The sequence below is a fragment of the Paenibacillus profundus genome (assembly GCF_021369635.1).
Lineage (GTDB): Bacteria > Bacillota > Bacilli > Paenibacillales > Paenibacillaceae > Paenibacillus_B > Paenibacillus_B profundus.
This window is the reverse complement of the sequence record NZ_JAJNBZ010000003.1, coordinates 1-16,719: the sequence shown is the minus strand read 5'-3', so window position 1 is coordinate 16,719 and position 16,719 is coordinate 1. Positions and strand designations below refer to the sequence as shown.

At 49.8% G+C, this 16,719-nt stretch carries 14 protein-coding genes; 10 read left to right on the top strand and 4 right to left on the bottom strand.

All coding sequences use genetic code 11. From position 1 onward, the window contains the following. The first annotated feature begins 21 nt into the window (after positions 1–21). Positions 22–1,089 carry a Gfo/Idh/MocA family protein gene (locus LQV63_RS05360; RefSeq protein ID WP_233695940.1) on the top strand — a complete coding sequence of 356 codons (1,068 nt, stop codon included), beginning with the start codon at positions 22–24 and terminating at the stop codon, positions 1,087–1,089. Positions 1,090–1,243: 154 nt separating this feature from the next. Continuing rightward, entirely contained in the window at positions 1,244–2,116 is an 873-nt protein-coding gene (locus LQV63_RS05355; RefSeq protein ID WP_233695939.1) for a sugar phosphate isomerase/epimerase family protein, read from the top strand. A 23-nt stretch (positions 2,117–2,139) separates the two neighbouring features. Here LQV63_RS05355 and LQV63_RS05350 read toward each other — a convergent pair whose 3' ends face one another. Beyond that, the gene (locus LQV63_RS05350; RefSeq protein WP_233695938.1) at positions 2,140–3,726 is read right to left on the bottom strand and encodes a gluzincin family metallopeptidase; all 1,587 of its coding nucleotides are present in this window, start codon (positions 3,724–3,726) and stop codon (positions 2,140–2,142) included. Positions 3,727–3,965: 239 nt separating this feature from the next. Between LQV63_RS05350 and LQV63_RS05345 the strand changes: the two genes are divergently transcribed. Both LQV63_RS05345 and LQV63_RS05340 read left to right on the top strand, forming a co-directional pair. Next, positions 3,966–5,705 carry a methyl-accepting chemotaxis protein gene (locus LQV63_RS05345; protein ID WP_233695937.1) on the top strand — a complete coding sequence of 580 codons (1,740 nt, stop codon included), beginning with the start codon at positions 3,966–3,968 and terminating at the stop codon, positions 5,703–5,705. Positions 5,706–5,954: 249 nt separating this feature from the next. Further along, a complete protein-coding gene (locus LQV63_RS05340) occupies positions 5,955–7,001 on the top strand; it encodes a hypothetical protein (protein ID WP_233695936.1) in 1,047 nt (348 codons plus the stop codon). A 324-nt stretch (positions 7,002–7,325) separates the two neighbouring features. Here the strand turns inward: LQV63_RS05340 and LQV63_RS05335 are convergent, their stop codons facing one another. Beyond that, entirely contained in the window at positions 7,326–8,198 is an 873-nt protein-coding gene (locus LQV63_RS05335; RefSeq protein ID WP_233695935.1) for a DMT family transporter, read from the bottom strand. A 408-nt stretch (positions 8,199–8,606) separates the two neighbouring features. Continuing rightward, a complete protein-coding gene (locus LQV63_RS05330; protein WP_233695934.1) occupies positions 8,607–8,936 on the bottom strand; it encodes a YnfA family protein in 330 nt (109 codons plus the stop codon). 236 nt (positions 8,937–9,172) lie between these two features. Between LQV63_RS05330 and LQV63_RS05325 the strand changes: the two genes are divergently transcribed. Beyond that, on the top strand, positions 9,173–10,048 hold the full coding sequence (locus tag LQV63_RS05325; RefSeq protein WP_233695933.1) for a DUF2268 domain-containing protein: 876 nt from the start codon (positions 9,173–9,175) through the stop codon (positions 10,046–10,048). Between the two features lie 120 nt (positions 10,049–10,168). On the opposite strand, the gene LQV63_RS05320 is transcribed toward LQV63_RS05325, so the two are convergent. After that, positions 10,169–10,579, bottom strand: coding sequence for a YjdF family protein (locus LQV63_RS05320; protein ID WP_233695932.1), 411 nt, complete (start codon positions 10,577–10,579; stop codon positions 10,169–10,171). A 435-nt stretch (positions 10,580–11,014) separates the two neighbouring features. Between LQV63_RS05320 and LQV63_RS05315 the strand changes: the two genes are divergently transcribed. The 5 genes from LQV63_RS05315 (at position 11,015) to treC (ending at position 16,556) form a co-directional block, all read left to right on the top strand. Beyond that, positions 11,015–11,266, top strand: a complete 252-nt coding sequence (locus LQV63_RS05315) for a hypothetical protein (RefSeq protein ID WP_233695931.1) — start codon at positions 11,015–11,017, stop codon at positions 11,264–11,266. A 141-nt stretch (positions 11,267–11,407) separates the two neighbouring features. Further along, entirely contained in the window at positions 11,408–12,130 is a 723-nt protein-coding gene (gene treR / locus LQV63_RS05310) for a trehalose operon repressor (protein ID WP_233695930.1), read from the top strand. A 114-nt stretch (positions 12,131–12,244) separates the two neighbouring features. Beyond that, the gene (locus LQV63_RS05305; RefSeq protein ID WP_233695929.1) at positions 12,245–13,189 is read left to right on the top strand and encodes a helix-turn-helix domain-containing protein; all 945 of its coding nucleotides are present in this window, start codon (positions 12,245–12,247) and stop codon (positions 13,187–13,189) included. A gap of 215 nt (positions 13,190–13,404) precedes the next feature. Beyond that, positions 13,405–14,817, top strand: coding sequence for a PTS system trehalose-specific EIIBC component (treP, locus tag LQV63_RS05300; protein ID WP_233695928.1), 1,413 nt, complete (start codon positions 13,405–13,407; stop codon positions 14,815–14,817). Positions 14,818–14,855: 38 nt separating this feature from the next. Next, positions 14,856–16,556, top strand: a complete 1,701-nt coding sequence (treC, locus tag LQV63_RS05295; protein WP_325175854.1) for an alpha,alpha-phosphotrehalase — start codon at positions 14,856–14,858, stop codon at positions 16,554–16,556. The last annotated feature ends 163 nt before the right edge of the window (positions 16,557–16,719 follow it).

Genomic DNA, 16,719 nt, shown 5'->3' with positions numbered 1-16,719 from the left:
TATATAGAAAGGATGAAAGTGATGAGCAAAGTAAAAGTAGCGGTAGTAGGTGCCGGATCGATATCTGAAATGCATTTTGGCGGTTATGAGAAAAACAGCGAGGCAGAACTCGTAGCGGTCTGTGATCTGAACGCAGAGCGCGCGAAAGAGAAGGCCGTCAGATTCGGCGCGCCGGAAGCGACAATCTACACGGATTATAAGGAATTGGTTGCCGATTCGAATATTGATGCGATCAGCATTTGTACATGGAACAACTCCCATGCCCTGATTGCGATTGCTGCATTGGAAGCGGGCAAGCATGTGCTGGTGGAGAAGCCGCTGTGCATGACCGTGGAAGAGGCGCTGGCCGTACAGGAAGCGCAGAAGAAGAGCGGCAAGACGCTGCAGGTGGGATATGTGCGCCGTTACGGCATGAATACCCGTGTGTTGAAGAAGTTTATCGATGATGGCGATCTGGGTCAAATTTATTACGCGAAAGCTTCCTGCCTGCGCCGGCTTGGCAATCCGGGCGGATGGTTCAGCGATAAAGAGCGCTCTGGCGGCGGACCGTTGATCGACTTGGGCGTACACGTAATCGACCTGTGCTGGTACCTCATGGGCAAGCCGAAGGTGAAGTCGGTCAGCGGCAATACGTACAACTTGCTCGGCAACCGGAATCATATTGAGAATTTATCGTTCTATAAAGCATCCGATTATGACGCGAACGTTAATACGGTCGAAGATATGGCGAATGCGCTCATTCGCTTCGAGAACGGCGCTTCTCTCGCCGTGGATGTCAGCTTCTCCTTGCATTTGAAGCAGGATGAACTTAATGTCAAGCTGTTCGGCGACAAAGGCGGAGCGGAAGTGGAGCCAGAGCTTCTCATTCTCGGAGAGAAGCATAATACGATTTTGAACATGAGTCCGCAAATCGACCATCTGAGCTTCGACTTCAACCGCGGCTTCCAAAATGAAGTCGATCACTTTATTGATTGTTGCCTCGGCCGTACAGAGACGTTGTGTCCGGCTGAAGACGGAGTAGAAATGATGAAGATGCTGTGCGGTATTTACGAATCCAGCGCCAAAGGAACGGAGATCGTATACTCTTAGCAGCAGGTGCGAGCGGAAAGGGTGGCAGGGGGATTGCGCGAGGAGTTGGCTGCACGCCTCCGTGAACATGCCTATAAATGGCCGGAGCGTCACTCGGGTCCTGCTTCTGCTCAACGATCGTAGTAAGCCATCATTACATTAAGGAGTGGTAACCGTGACAAAAATTACGAATCCAATCGGTGTCATTACAGACAGCTTCCGCCTCCCAGTGCGAGAAGCACTAGTGAAAGCGAAAGAAGTCGGTGCAGATGGCGTGCAAATCTATGCTGTCAGCGGAGAGATGGATCCGGCCAACTTATCGCAAGAGGCACGTAAAGAATTGCGCAGCTATATCGACTCTCTGGGATTGCAGATTTCCGCGCTTGTCGGTGATCTGGGCGGCCACGGCTTCCAAGATAAACATGCAAACCCGGAAAAAGTGGAGAAGTCGAAGCGCATTCTCGACCTTGCGCTCGAACTGGGCACCAATGTGGTAACGACTCATATCGGGATCGTTCCGCATGAAGAAAATGAAATTTATTACGCGATGCAGCAGGCTAGCGAAGAGTTAAGTCAATATGCCAACAGCTTGGGTGCGCACTTCGCCATCGAGACGGGGCCAGAGCCTTCTGTGCATCTGAAGTCGTTCCTCGATACGTTGACAGGCACAGGGGTAGCCGTCAACTTCGATCCGGCCAACATGGTCATGGTAACTGGCGACGATCCGGTTCAAGGCGTGTATACCTTGAAGGATTATATCGTTCACACTCATGTCAAAGACGGCGTTCGTCTGCGCGAGGTCGATCCGCGCGATGTATACGGCATGCTCGGTTATGAGCCGATGTCGCATGAGAAGATTGCCGAAATGGCAACATCAGGCCCATTCAAGGAAGTGCCGCTCGGCGAAGGCAAGGTTGACTTCGATGCTTACTTCCAAGCGCTCGTAGATATCGGCTACCAAGGCTACCTGACGATTGAGCGCGAGGTCGGCGACACGCCAGAAGCGGATATTCGCAAAGCGGTAGAATTTATTAAACGTTATAAATAAGCATGAATAAAAGGACGGCGGTTCTAAGACTTCCGTCCTTCTTCTATGGCAGAGCTGCCAGGATCGTCATCGCTCGCTGTGCCGGACAACAGCTGCTGCATGGCAGCCTTCTCCTTCTGTCCCAACGCATGGCCGATTACATTAACATATCCCCCGACAGAGGCCATCTTCCCTTCGTAGCGTGTGAAATATCGCTGCCATACGGTATCCAGCGCTTCCGTTCCCGTTTGCCGCACCCATTCCGTCATTACTGCCGCGCCTTTAACACGGTACAGTTCGAGCGCACCCTCATCCAGATAGATGCTGGAGGTCGTCACAGGCTGCGCGGGCAGAGCAGTCGGGGATACTTGCTTCCAAGGCGCTCCCTGGCTTTCGTGCCGAAAATATTGAACGGCAAATTCAGATAATCCTTCTTCCAAAAACGCATCGGTAACCGCATTATTCCCGATTGATGACGAGAACCACTGCTTCGCAATGGAACGGAGCGTGTCATCGGTTACGAAGGCATCAGTGGCATCCGAATCTGTCTGGCTGTCTCCAAGCTTGCCAAAGAGGATGATACCGTCCAAGCCTTCATTCATTTCCGGATACGGCGCCTCGACCAATTTCCAATGCTTCACCGGCAGCTTTCCCAATTTAACATTGTAGAATGAGATGGCGTCTTCGACGGTCGAGAGCCATTTCTCTTGCTCCCCCGCGGAGCTCTGCCGTTGCTTGAACGTGTAGAGCGACAATGTTCCGCCGCCTGTTAACGCATGCTTCGTTTCTTGATAGTCCGGGCTGGCATAAAATACGAACTGGCGGATGCCGTAGGCCTGAGTGTGCACAATTTGCCTGTTCTGCTCCACTGTGCGCCCGACTTGGGTTCCGTTCGTAATCAAAGTCCAAGCGGCCGGCACATTCAGTTGGACATCATAATCGGCTGCATAGAAGAAGTCGCTTTTGTAGCCAGGATAATTGGGCACCCTGTTCCAAGCCTGACGTATCGGGTCATAGACGGCAAGCTGCGGCGTCCAATAAGTTCCGCCTGCATACTGTTCTGTATATGATAAACGCTGTGCCCCATAAGGCACTAGTACTTCATATTCGATTCGGATCGAGGTCGTTGCTCCAGGCGCTAAAGCTTTGCCAAGCTTCACAGTGAGCGCTTGATTGGCGTGGGTATAGTCAAGCCTCTTTCCCTCTCCTGTCGTTACTTTCTTCATCGTTACGCCGCCAAAGAAGACATCGTTGTCGCCAATCGCGTTATGTTGTCGCTCAAGCAGCAGCTGCTCGTTGCGTTGTTGATATTGAATGGGCTGAAGCTCCGGCTTGCGATAGCTGTCGGCAAACCAATGAAAAACCAATTCGTGTAAGCCTCTATCATGCGCATTGCGGAAGGTGACGTTGGCTGACGCATGTATCGTATGCGTCTGTTCGTTCCAAGTTGCTTCGATAGCGTATTGAATCGGGGAGGATGAAATCATAGGATGCGAGGATTGGGCCTCACTCTTGTTCCCTAGCGCGCATCCGCTGAGCAAGCTGATTATAAGAAGCAGCAGGATGACCGTTATGCTGTGCTTGCACATTTTGCAGCCGGAGAGAGATGGATTTATTTGTATTTTACTCATGTTTGCTCCCCCTTCCGCCGATGAGATAAGTGACGTTACCTTGTAGAGGTTTACTTTTATTGTAGAAGAGGGGGCGGCAAGGCGCCTATCGATTTGACTTACGCGAGGCTTACAATTTTGTCACGAAATAAGTCGAAAAAATAGGTCTAATGGTCCTAAGGAGGAATATGTTACTATAATTAATATGTGAATATGATCATATCTTTATATATTTATGAGTTTAGAAAGGGATGAACAACATGATTCTTCGCAAACCAACGTTACCCATAACCATTCATGATACTACGGTCGACGCATTGGATTCTTTGAAGCCGAAGCTTCTGTTTCTCCAAGTTACATCGCAAGACGTTGAATGTTTGCGCCGCCTGGCCCCGTACTTTGACAAGTATGCCGAAGCTATCACGGAGCGCCATTATGAGCTGTTGTTCCGTCTTCCTGAAATGAAATCACTCATTGAACAACACAGTACACGAAAACGGTTGACGGAGACTTTTATCATTTATTTACGTTCGATTCCGCATATTGCATTCGATGGCGAGTATGTGCGTACGCGCGAGAGAATCGGACAAGTGCACAGCCGGATTCAATTGGAGCCAGAATGGTTCCTCGCTTCGTTCCTTCGTGTATATGAATTTCTCGTCCCGCTCATTGTAAAAGACTTTCGCGCAGGGGAAGCGGCACAGATGACGCTGGCGCTTCATCGAATTCTAATGCTGGATGCCCAGATCGTATTGGAAGCGTATCAAGCTGCATATGAATATCGGATTATGGATTCGAACAGCAAGACGATGGAGATGCTCATCCAGATGGACGGCATTCATTCGCTGCTTCAATCGGCAGATAACTCGATACACGATGCGTTGCGTATTCAATCGGCCGCAGAACAATTGACCTCTTCGATTGAAGAAGTATCGTCCCAGACGACAGATGCAGCCACAACGACGGATTGCATGGTCAGCGCGTTGCAAGAGAACAAGTCGATTGTCGAACAGACGATTCAAGGCTTTGAGGAAATGACGGAGATGTTCCGCGATACGAGAGATCGGTTTGAGAATTTGCAGCAGTCCATACAAGACTTGTCCGACGTCGTGCAGCTGATTGATTCGGTAGCGGATCAGACGCATCTGCTGGCGCTGAATGCCTCCATTGAAGCGGCCCGGGCGGGTGAAGAGGGGCGGGGCTTTGCCGTTGTGGCCGGAGAAGTCCGCAAGCTATCGGAGCAGACGAAGCGCTCGGTTCACAATGTCTACGAAGTGATAGGCAACATTCAAACGCTGGCAACATCTGTTCAAGAACGAACGAATAAGATGTCGGATCAGATGGAAGTCCAGCACGATAAAAATAGAAGCGCGTTCGACCAATTGGAACAAATGATGCGCTCGGTGAGCGAGGTCGGGTTAACCGAAGACACAATCGCGTCTATCGTCGAACAGCAAGCGGCGGCAACGCAAGAAATAACGAACAACATGGCAGGCATTGTCAAGAACACCGAAGTGGTGATGGAGATGGCCAAGCGGACAGGAGAACATATATATACGACGAGCAAAACGGTCGAAAGCTTGCGGCGAAGCTCGTTGGAATGGTTCAATCATATGAACGACGCACAGTGGATTCGCATCATGAAGACGGATCATCTGCTCTGGAAATGGTGGACATACAATCGATTGTTGGGCTACGATGATAGCGACCCTGAATTGATGGAGAACTACAATCAATGCCGCTTGGGCAAATGGATTCAAGCGCAGCATGAGCAGAAGTCGTCTGCTCTTGTGCAAAGCCCGAAATTTCAAGCCTTGGTGGATCGGCACCGGGAAATGCATCTATTGGCAGGCAAAGCAGCGCGTCAATTTGATGAAGGACAGCTGGAAGAAGCGATACAGAGCTACAAACAGCTGGATGACAGCTCGCAACAATTACTGCAGCAACTGGATGAGCTGAAGGTATGGCTGGAGAGCAAATCATCGGCTGCATCATCATAGCGGGGATATTTATGTAACCACTTACATTTACATGGTGTTTATTCCCTTGGATGGTTCAGGAAGATCGAAAGAGGCCGGTCAAAGGAGACTTTTTTATGGGCGAAGCCTATACACTTAAATGCAGTCATTGCGACTTTCACACAAATGTTTTTGTCGGAACGCTAGATTGTCCCGAATGCGCAAGCGGCAAACTGACGGCATCCTTTTACATGGATTGGGATTAGTAATCAAAGAACCGGAGTTAATGCGATGATTCAAATAACCCAAAAGCTTATACATTTAAACCGTCATAACAACAGATTGGATGCAGGAATCGTATCCGCGTATGCAGATATCATTGCCAAATACGGAAGTATCGATGACGCGATCGCCCTTGCTCAATGGTTTCTTGAAAGTCCGGCTGACTTTAACGGCAGCTTGTTGTATCCCATCATGAAGCATGGTAACGAAAAGCTGGCGAAAGAGCTTCATAACAACTGTTTTTACCATAACGAGCTAAGAGAAGGGATTCCGGATGATATCCTGCATGTGTTGGGCTACCTTGGCTTCACCGATTGTACGGAGCAGCTCATATCTTATATGGAAGCGGATGATTGGGGCTTATCGATGAGCGCCTGCATGGGGCTGCTCCATCTGCCCTGCGATCCTTACAAGGATCTGATTAAGTCGAAACTAGAAAAATGGGTCGGTCAAAGTTTATTCCACGAATTTTTGCCGGCCCTGAGCTTTAAATGCGCCGCTCCTGAAATCGTCCCCCGATTGGCGGATTGGGGAGAACACGCGGCTTCAACCGATTGCAACGCCGGAATTATATTAGGCATCGCTTTGTTTGGAACCGGCCAGAAGGATGTGCTCAAACATATTTTATGGAGTCCGAATTGGGAGGCGCACGGTACGGGCACAGGAACCTGCATTTGGTCTTATGTGTCCATGCAGCACGTCGGATTGACCTTCAAGGAGCTGATTGGGGATATCAAACATGCTCCTGTGTTTATGGAGGACAGAACAGAACTGGATTATCGTTTGGACGTTCTCTATGAAATGCTGAGCCTAAAACTGACTTACCATAAACAACCAATCCGGTTCGCCTGTCAAAATAATGAATCCATCCGGGAGATCTATCAGGATTTATTCAGCTGGCCTACTCCACATAAAGATGAGTCGATTATCGGATTGATTATCGATCATTTCGGGTTGCAGAACAGTCTTTTGGAGAAATACTATGAATTAAGAAACCGTTTTGAGCTGAAAATCGATCATGAAATCGAGTTGGAGCATTTATTGCATGAGTACTGAACAATCGGTTATATGAAATAGACGGATGGCGTTTCTGGTTCTCCGACCCTATTTCTATTCTGGGACACACCTGTATGCATTCAGGATGGTCTAGCTTCTCACGATGGCCTTCCTGCGGCATATCGAGCGGGCCTCCAACTCTACTTTGACAGTGGCTGTGGAGGCTTTTTCGGACAAAATCCAGAGAGACCATTTCAAAGGAACTGTGCCCCAGAATTCTGGAGAATGGAGAGTTAAGATATCACCTCTATTGATATGATGTGAAATGCTGGGGGAATTGAATGGGAAATAAAATTCTCAAGGTTGTTGATGGCTGGTGGCAGTCTAGCTTTTTTCACCGACTGCTAAGGAAACTAAAATAACGAATAGCGCAGCGATAGCATTCCATGTTAACTGATCACCCAACACTATTGTTCCTAACAAAATACCGAACAGAGGCACCAAATAGTTAGTGAGCGATGCAAATGCGGCGCTTGTTCGCCTAATCAAAATATTGTACAGCATGTATACGATTCCAGCCTGTAACACACCCAGTATAATAACGTCAAGGATTTGCTGCCAGCTCAATTGCACACGTAATGGATCTTCAAAAATAAAAGCAAGCGGCAATAAAATGACCGACGCAACAAATAACACATTTCGCATAGCCACAATCGAAGACATAGGAGGGAGACGCTTAATCAGAAGCAGCGACACCGCAAAGCTGAGAGATGCTCCTAATAAAGCGCCATAACCCATAAAATTCCCAGCAAAAGAGATTGAAGAAATATCAGGGGCAAACAGCAGGCATAAGCCTCCAAATCCCATGATAACGCTTATCCATTTCTTGAATGGCAGCTTTTCGTTCGGCGCGAAAATTTTAACAAAAATAATCGTAAAAATCGGCACGGTGCCCAATAAAATAGAAGCAGTGCTGCTGTTAATATACTGCTGTCCCCAACCGATCAAGATGAAAGGCACAACCGCCTCCAGCACTCCAATCCAGATAAGTGATTTCCATATTCCGGATTGTCCTTGTGTTCTCTCCTTTTTACCGGAAAACAAATGTAATGTGGCAAGTGTGATGGTACCTAGCAATGCTTTGCAGGCGGCTAATGTAATTGGCGTTATGGAATTGATTACCAAGTCGACAAAGAAAAATTGCGAACCCCAGATCAAGCCGATACCTAGCAACAGCAAGTAATTTATCCTGTTCATGAACAAGTCCTCACTTTAAAAAATATATTTTGTCAAAATGCGGTCCGGACAGTACGCCCCTTAAAGTACAGCAGCAAATAAACGGTGTTGTCTGTTTATCATCAGGATCATCATTTCTCTATCTTGCTTGCATGCAAAGCTTCGGTCAGGCCGCTTGCCATCATATTAAATCTAGCGGTCTTATGAAGCAATAAAAAAAAAGGGCATCTGTATCGGTACAAATGCCCTCTGGCTCGGAGTCAGATCGCAAGGATTTTTCTTTTTTTAAACTGCCTGGCGTCTGAGATATGCGGGAGTCGTAGTTACTGATCAAAGGGGAGAGTGAGTGGAAGCCAAAAAATTCAATAGTTCAACTTATATAGCCGCTGCTTTCGTCGTCGTCATCATTAATTTCCGGTGTCCCCAGCCTTAGGACGATCGCGGCGCCCACAGCATAATGGCTACGCCCGCCAGACAGAAGACGGCACCGACCCAGTCGTAAAAGTCCGGCGTCTTCTTATCCACCCACCAGCCCCAGAGAACTGCAAGAATGACGAATACTCCTCCATAAGCCGCATAGACGCGACCGAATGAAGGAAAGGATTGCAGCGTAGGGATAACACCATATGCGATTAAGATAAGGCTTCCGACGATGCCATACCATAGCGGCCGGTCTTCGCGCAGCCAGAGCCACACCATATAGCCGCCGCCGATCTCAGCGAGACCAGCAACAATAAAGAGCAGTACAGCAATGAACATTTAACCACCTCGAGAAATATCAACAATGTTGTCCTCACTATATCGCAAACCCTATCGGATGAAAAGACAGTCCTTACTTCTACGCCAAGCATGGCAACTGGAGCGCACGACATTGAACGGGGACATTCTATGGCGCCAAGAAAGGACATGCAGCGCCTTAAAAAGTTAGGCTTGACTCTCACGTAACGTGATCCCGTATCTTCATTAGTGACAAGGATAGGAAAGGGGATTACATCATGAATATTAACATGCATGATATGGTACAGAGGCAACGTGATATTATCGCGCTGCCGCAGGAACTGAGGGAGGAAGCGATGCGCAAGCGTCTGCTGGGGCCGTTCGAGGGGATGATAGGCTATATCGTGCCGCCGCAAAATGATCCGCTCGAGCAGTTCGGCCTGATGCGGCCGGATGGTCCGACGGAGCGGTATGAAACGGCGCTCAACCTGTTGGCAGAGGCGGATGCCGAGGAGCTGTGCCGTCAAGCGCTGGAGCAATCGTGGGCAAGCTTTAACGAGCTTGGCTATAAGCCGCCCGTAACGGACATCGAATTTGGCCTCTTTTTGCTGGAAGATCGTCAGCCTGAGATGGCGGCATTTCATCAGGGATATACCGGGTTCGCAGGCATTCCGGGCTACATTATGGTTAACGTATGGCCGAATGAATTCAATCTTCCGCGTCTTCCGGCTGCCGCTGCCCATGAATTCAACCATCAAATGCGGCTTGGCTATGAGCCTTGGAGCATGAATGTTACGGTTGCGCAGTATATTGTCATGGAAGGCTTGGCCGAAGCATTTGTGCATTCGCTGTACGGTTGGGATAAAGTCGGGCCATGGGTAAGCCGGGTGGATGCGGAGTCATTGGCACGGGCGAAGCAGTTAATCGGCGCAGCGCTGCATGTCAGCGGCTTCAACGAGGTGAGAAGCTATATTTTTGGTGATGAAGTCATGGCGATGTTCGGAGGCGAAGCGATCGGAATGCCGGCTTCCGGAGGATATGCTTTCGGATATCACATGGTCCAGGCTTATCTGAAAAAGACTGGCAAGACGGCAGCGGAGGCGACCTTGACGCCGACCAGCGATATCATCAAGGAGTCGCGATATTTTGAATAAGCGCTGAGCGGTTGCCTGCTCATGAGTCTGGCAAGAGGCAAATTCGACATCGAATTACACCTGTTATGTAACTGAAAACAGGCCCCGGCAACCAAGGTTACCGGGGCCGCAGCATAAATGCTACCTGCCTTTATGCTTGTCTTTCTTCTTCTGCATGCGAATGCTCCGCTTCTTCTCCTTCAATGCTTCGCGCTGCTCGCGTGAACGATGGGTGCGTTCCTTCTTCCGGTTCTCCAGCTCCAGCCGCAGCGCTTCTTGCGACTGCGAAGATATGCCTTGCAGCTGCATCTCTCTTGCTACGAGTCTAGCCAGCCGTTTCGGATTTACGCGGCGGATAGGAGCGCAAGCCGCCTCGGCGCTCTGCGAGACGAGCTCGATTAACGGCATCATGAGCGTCTGCACGAATTCCAGCACGTCTGCATCTTTCGGCTCGGAGCCGAACACATGCCGGCACGCTTTCACTTGATTTCCATCTGCTTTCTCCACTACGCCCACCCAGAACGGAGCATCAAAAAATACGGTCAGTTTCACATTCAGTTCCCCCTCAATCAGACTTCGAGTGACGGACATCCCGAGGGGGGAAGGTTACTGACATCCGCGGTATTATGAATGGACGGATGCGTCCGGACTACCGACCGAACTGTGTTTTTACACTCATGAACAGTATATCGCATAATTCCTATAGATTATATATGGGAGCTGCACCGATGAACCATAAGGGGGAGGAAAAATTGATGTTTTCCCTCCCAAACCGAAAGTACGAATTCGTGTTGAACGCGGAGCATTATTATATACTTGCACTTGTTCTTATCGGAATTCCCTTGCTGCTCCTGTTTGCATGGCGCAACCGAATGTCTTTCATGAAGCGCAGGCTTATTCTCCTTGCGATAGCGTTTCTTAGCTTCGGTATGATAGGCAGCTATTATATATATTACGCAACTGCCTGCCTATACTTACGAGGATGCTGTGCGTTTAGTAGAGCGGGAGGCAGCGGCGGCTGGACGGAGTGTGGAAGTGATCGTTCCGAAGACGGGAGCCGACCGCGCATTAACGCAGGGAGAGCAACCTTGGCTGCAGCTTGTCATCGGCAAGTATGCGATTCATGTGCGGGAAGGAGGAGCGGGGCAAGTATATCTTTTTGACCCAGAATCCGGAACATATGAACCGTTCACCAAGCAGAGAGAAGGATGGCCGCTCGATTGGGATGAGGGAGCGTAGGGGGCTTTGAACGATGGCCGACAAGATTGCGCCTGCCTGATGATGTGCCTCCCGTTTTCCTCTGCCGCCCTGATCATGATATGATGATGAAAGAGGAATACTTGAAGCAGCGGAATGTGGAAGCATTATCGGGGGATTGCTATGAATATGAACACGAGTAAGCGGTACATGACCATTTATGATGATATCAAAGGGAAAATTGCATCCGGGCAATACGGTCCGGGGGCAAAACTGCCGTCGGAGCATGAATTTTGCGGCATCTATGACACGAGCAGAGGAACGATTCGCAACGCTCTCGACTTGCTTGTCGAGGAAGGGCTCGTGAACCGTCATCCGGGCAAAGGCGTGTATGTGCTCGACAACAATGCCATTTCGTTCTCGTTCGGCGGACTGGTCAGCTTCAAAGAAGCGAGCGAGAGCAGCGGACAGCATTTCGACACGGCGGTTCCGTATTTTGCGGAAATGAACATAACCGACAAGCTGCATCAACGGACACGCCTGCCTCTAGGTGAACAGGTGTACTGCCTGCACCGTGTGCGTAAGCTGGATGGGGAACGCATCATTTTGGATATCAACTACTTTTTAAAAGAGAAGCTGGAAGGATTGACGAAAGAGATAGCCGAACGATCCATCTACGATTTCATCGAACAAGAGCTGGGCTTAAAGATAGGCTTTGCGCAAAGAATCATTCAAGTCGAGCCGGCGGCGGCGAAGGACCGCGAACATCTGGATATGAAATCGTACAGCTTCGTCGTCGTCGTGAAGAACTTCGTCCATTTGCATGACGGCACCTTGTTCGAATATACGGAATCGCGCCACCATCCCGAGCGCTTCGTCTTTACTGATTTTGCACGCCGCCGCTAATTTAGAGGGAACGAGCTGTCCTTTTGCAGTTGATCAATTTCCATGCGATCGTCTCGATACAAGGCAAGATAGCCGATTACGGCAATATGATGAGGACAGTAAGGGGGATAAACGTTGTCTAATCCGGAACAAAGACAAGAGCAGCATCAAGAGATGCCGGAAGATGTCGTTTTTTACCGGGCGGAAAGTGAGATCGGAACGCCGCTGCCCTTCAAGGTATATCGTTGGAATCGGGCGGGCGGCAGCATCCGCGATCATACGCACGATTATTTTCAAATTTGGTATGTCGTCAAAGGCGAATTTATGCATACGATTAACCAGCATACGTACCGGATGGTCAAGGGCAACATTTTTGTCATTCCCCCTTATGCCGTTCACCGTGTGTCGCTGGTGCCGGGACAGGAAATCGATATTATCGGGTGTGAATTTCTGCCGCACTTCATCGACGAGCAGTACCATCCGCATAATGGCAGCAGGGGCGGGTTCGATTATTCCTACCTAGAGCAGTTCATGCTTGACGAGGAGCATGTAACGCCGAAAGTCGCGCTGTCTGGAGAGACAGATCTCGAAGTGTCGCGCATCCTGCATGATATGCTGGAGGAGCTCCAGCATGGCAAACGATACTATGAGCTTGTTCTGAAGGCGGATCTGCTTAAGCTCATGTCGATCCTCGTCCGGGAGATGGCCCGGCAATCCGGCCAATCGAACGATGAAGACGAACGGTTGGAGAAATTCAGGGAATTGATGACCGGGGCAATCAATTACATCCACGAGCACTATAATGAAGAGCTCCGTCTAGAGATGCTATGCCGTAAGTTTAATATTTCAAAATCGTATTTTTGCGTGTTGTTCAAGCGGTTTACCGGCAAGACGTATAATGACTATCTTGTCGACCTGCGGGTTCACAAGGCGGCTGCGATGCTGTTGGATACGGACATGTCGGTTACGGACATTTGCTTCCAGGTCGGGTTTAACGACGTACCATACTTTTCAAGAGTGTTCAAGCGCCAGACGGGCGTCACCCCTACTCATTTCAAGAAGAATGCTTTATCTATATAATCGTGTAATCCAGCTGAATTTGTTTGGCTGGATTTTTTGCGTCCAGAAGGTTATTTATCCACTGGAAATGGGTAGTACTAAGTAAGAAAACGCTTGGTATATATTACATGAAGCCGTACTCAATAACTTGTCTATACAAGTGTTTACAAACCTGTCTATACAAGTTATAATAAATTCGACAATCATGGAAGCGATTCCATTGGGGAGGTTAACACATGGCTATCAAGCAACAGTCGGTCGAGCAGATTTTGGATGCCATTGGGGGAAAAGACAATATTGATGCCGTAACCCACTGCGTGACCCGGCTGCGGTTCGCGCTGAAGGATGAGGGCGTTGTGGATCAACAATCGCTTGAGCACAATGAATTGGTCAAAGGATCATTTTCAACGAATGGACAGTTTCAAGTCATCATCGGGCCCGGGCTCGTTGAGAAAGTATACGGGGAGCTGCTGGCCCTGACCGGAGGCGAACGCGCTTCCAAGCAAGACATTAAGGATGCGGCGGCAAAAAAATTAAATCCGCTGCAGCGTGCGATCAAAACGCTGGCCGATATTTTCATTCCGATTCTGCCTGCCATCGTAACGGCCGGTCTCTTGATGGGGATCAACAACATCTTGACGGGCAAAGGGATATTCTTCGCGGATCAAGCCTTCATCGATGTGTACGGTCAATGGAAAGGCTTCGCCGAAATGATCAATCTGATCGCCAATACGGCCTTCGTCTTCCTGCCGGGACTTATCGGCTGGTCTGCCGTGAAGAAGTTCGGGGGCAGCGAGCTGCTCGGGATCGTGCTCGGCCTGATGCTCATTCATCCTGATCTGATGAACGCATGGTCGTACGGAGATGCTCTTGCGAACGGAACCGTACCGCATTGGAACTTATTTGGCTTCGAATTTGAAAAGATCGGGTATCAAGGCCAGGTGCTGCCGGTGCTCGTTTCCGCTTTCTGTTTGGCCAAAATTGAGTCATTTTTGAACAAACGGGTACCTGACGGGTTCAAATTGCTGCTCGTCGCACCGATTACGCTATTGCTGACCGGATTTTTGTCCTTCATCGTTATTGGACCGCTGACATTTGCGATTGGCAATGCGATTACGACGGCGTTCGTTGGAATATTTGAACACTTTTCTATATTGGGCGGACTCATCTACGGCAGTCTGTATCCGCTTCTAGTTGTCACGGGCATGCACCATACGTTCCTGGCCGTTGATTTGCAGCTGATTGCCAGCACGGGCAGCACGTTCTTGTGGCCGATTTTGGCCCTGTCCAACATTGCGCAAGGCTCGTCGGCGCTCGCCATGATGTTCGTATCCAAAGACGAGAAGCTGAAAGGGATGTCGATTACCTCCGCAATCTCGGCTTATCTGGGCATTACGGAACCAGCCATGTTCGGTGTGAACCTGCGCCTGAGGTACCCGTTCATTGCAGCGATGATTGGTTCGGCTCTCGGAGCTGTCGTTATTACAGCGTTCAAGGTTAAGGCCTTATCCATCGGTGTGGGCGGGCTGCCGGGATTCTTGTCCATCTTCCCGCAGCAATGGGTGCCATTCTTCATCGGCATGGCGGTTGCGTTGGTAGTTCCGTTCGTCATTACGCTCTTTATCGGGAAGACAAAGCGGCAATCGTAGTAGAGAATGCAAAAAAGAAAGACATGGTGGTGCAAGTGATGAAACAGGAATTGGAGCAGGAGTGGTGGAAGAAATCAGTCATTTATCAAATCTATCCGAAGAGCTTCAACGATACGGATGGAGACGGACTTGGCGATTTACAAGGCATTATTGACAAGCTGGACTATTTGCAGGAACTGGGCATCGATGTCATTTGGCTCACTCCGATCTATGAATCTCCGCAGAAGGATAATGGTTACGACATTAGCGACTATTATCGTATCCAGCCGGAATACGGCACGATGGAGACATTCGAGGAGCTGCTGCGCGAGGCACATGCCAAAGGCATCAGAATCATCATGGATATCGTCGTCAACCATACGTCGACGGAGCATGCATGGTTTAAGGAGTCGGCCCAAGGCACAGACAGCCCTTTGCGCAACTATTATATTTGGAAAGACGGCATGAACGGCGGAGCCCCGAACAATTGGCAATCGAAGTTCGGCGGCAGCGCCTGGGCATATGACGAAGCGACGGGGCAATATTACTTGCATCTATACGACGTGTCCCAAGCGGATTTGAACTGGGAGAGCCCTATGCTCAGGGACCGTGTGTACGACATGATGCAGTTCTGGCTCGACAAAGGCGTTGACGGGTTCCGGCTGGATGTCATCAACGTCATCTCCAAGGATCAACGCTTTCCTGATGATTCGCTGGATATGCCGACGGCTGACGGACGGAAATATTATACGGACGGCCCGCGCATTCATGAATTTTTGAAGGAAATGAACGCGCGAGTATTTTCGCAATATTCACAGCTGCTGACGGTCGGCGAGATGTCTTCGACGACGATGGATAACTGCGTGAAGTACACTCGGCCGGATGAGCGCGAGTTGAGCATGGTGTTCAACTTCCACCATCTGAAGGTGGATTATCCGCAGGGTGAGAAATGGGTGGCCGCTGAATTTGATTTCTTGCAGCTGAAGCAGATTATGAGCGACTGGCAAGTAGGGATGAACGCAGGCGGCGGATGGAACGCTCTGTTCTGGTGCAACCATGATCAGCCGCGGGCCGTGTCCCGGTTCGGCGACGACGGGGCGTACCGCGTGCCTTCCGCCAAGATGCTCGCGACGACGCTGCATCTGATGCAAGGGACGCCATACGTGTACCAAGGCGAAGAGCTTGGGATGACGAACCCGCATTTCGCTGACATCGCCGATTACCGCGACGTTGAATCCATCAATGCGTATCAGATGCTGCGGGAACGCGGTGTTTCCGAATCTGATATGATGGCTGCTCTGCAGCAGAAATCGCGCGATAATTCTCGTACGCCGATGCAGTGGAATGATTCGGAGCACGGCGGCTTCACGAGCGGAACGCCGTGGATCCAGACAGCGCCGAACTACCGCACCGTTCATGCCGAGGAGGCGCTGCAGAATCCGGATTCCATTTTCTATCACTATCGCACATTGATTGAATTGCGCAAGCAATACGACATTATCGTGCACGGCGATTATAAGCTGCTGCTGGCTGACCATCCGGACATCTTCGCGTATGTACGTTCCTACAAGAAGGAGCACCTGCTCGTCGTAAGCAATTTCTACGGCCGCGCGACGACGTTCACTCTGCCACAGCAGGCTGGAGTATCTGGCGATGCGCGCATTCTGCTAAGCAACTATGCGGACACGCCGAATACGATGGAACGGCTCGTACTGCGCCCATATGAATCGGTTGCTTTCCATGTGGTGAACGACAAGTAAGATGTCGTCGCTGAGCCACATTGACATGACATGCTGCACGAGGCTGAACAACTTGTGCTCAACAGAATATAGAAGCTCTATTAGAAGCTCCTCTTTTTATAGGGGGAGCTTTTTAAGTGCGCCCGGCATGGGCGATAACTCGGCGGTGAAAGTCCGCTACAGG

What these genes read in the sequence shown, in the direction of transcription:
- LQV63_RS05360 (WP_233695940.1), top strand. Translation starts at nt 22, where the DNA reads ATGAGCAAAGTAAAAGTAGCGGTAGTAGGTGCCGGATCGATATCTGAA.
- LQV63_RS05350 (WP_233695938.1), bottom strand. Translation starts at nt 3,726, where the DNA reads ATGAGTAAAATACAAATAAATCCATCTCTCTCCGGCTGCAAAATGTGC.
- LQV63_RS05345 (WP_233695937.1), top strand. Translation starts at nt 3,966, where the DNA reads ATGATTCTTCGCAAACCAACGTTACCCATAACCATTCATGATACTACG.
- LQV63_RS05340 (WP_233695936.1), top strand. Translation starts at nt 5,955, where the DNA reads ATGATTCAAATAACCCAAAAGCTTATACATTTAAACCGTCATAACAAC.
- LQV63_RS05335 (WP_233695935.1), bottom strand. Translation starts at nt 8,198, where the DNA reads ATGAACAGGATAAATTACTTGCTGTTGCTAGGTATCGGCTTGATCTGG.
- LQV63_RS05330 (WP_233695934.1), bottom strand. Translation starts at nt 8,936, where the DNA reads ATGTTCATTGCTGTACTGCTCTTTATTGTTGCTGGTCTCGCTGAGATC.
- LQV63_RS05325 (WP_233695933.1), top strand. Translation starts at nt 9,173, where the DNA reads ATGAATATTAACATGCATGATATGGTACAGAGGCAACGTGATATTATC.
- treR (WP_233695930.1), top strand. Translation starts at nt 11,408, where the DNA reads ATGAATATGAACACGAGTAAGCGGTACATGACCATTTATGATGATATC.
- treP (WP_233695928.1), top strand. Translation starts at nt 13,405, where the DNA reads ATGGCTATCAAGCAACAGTCGGTCGAGCAGATTTTGGATGCCATTGGG.
- treC (WP_325175854.1), top strand. Translation starts at nt 14,856, where the DNA reads ATGAAACAGGAATTGGAGCAGGAGTGGTGGAAGAAATCAGTCATTTAT.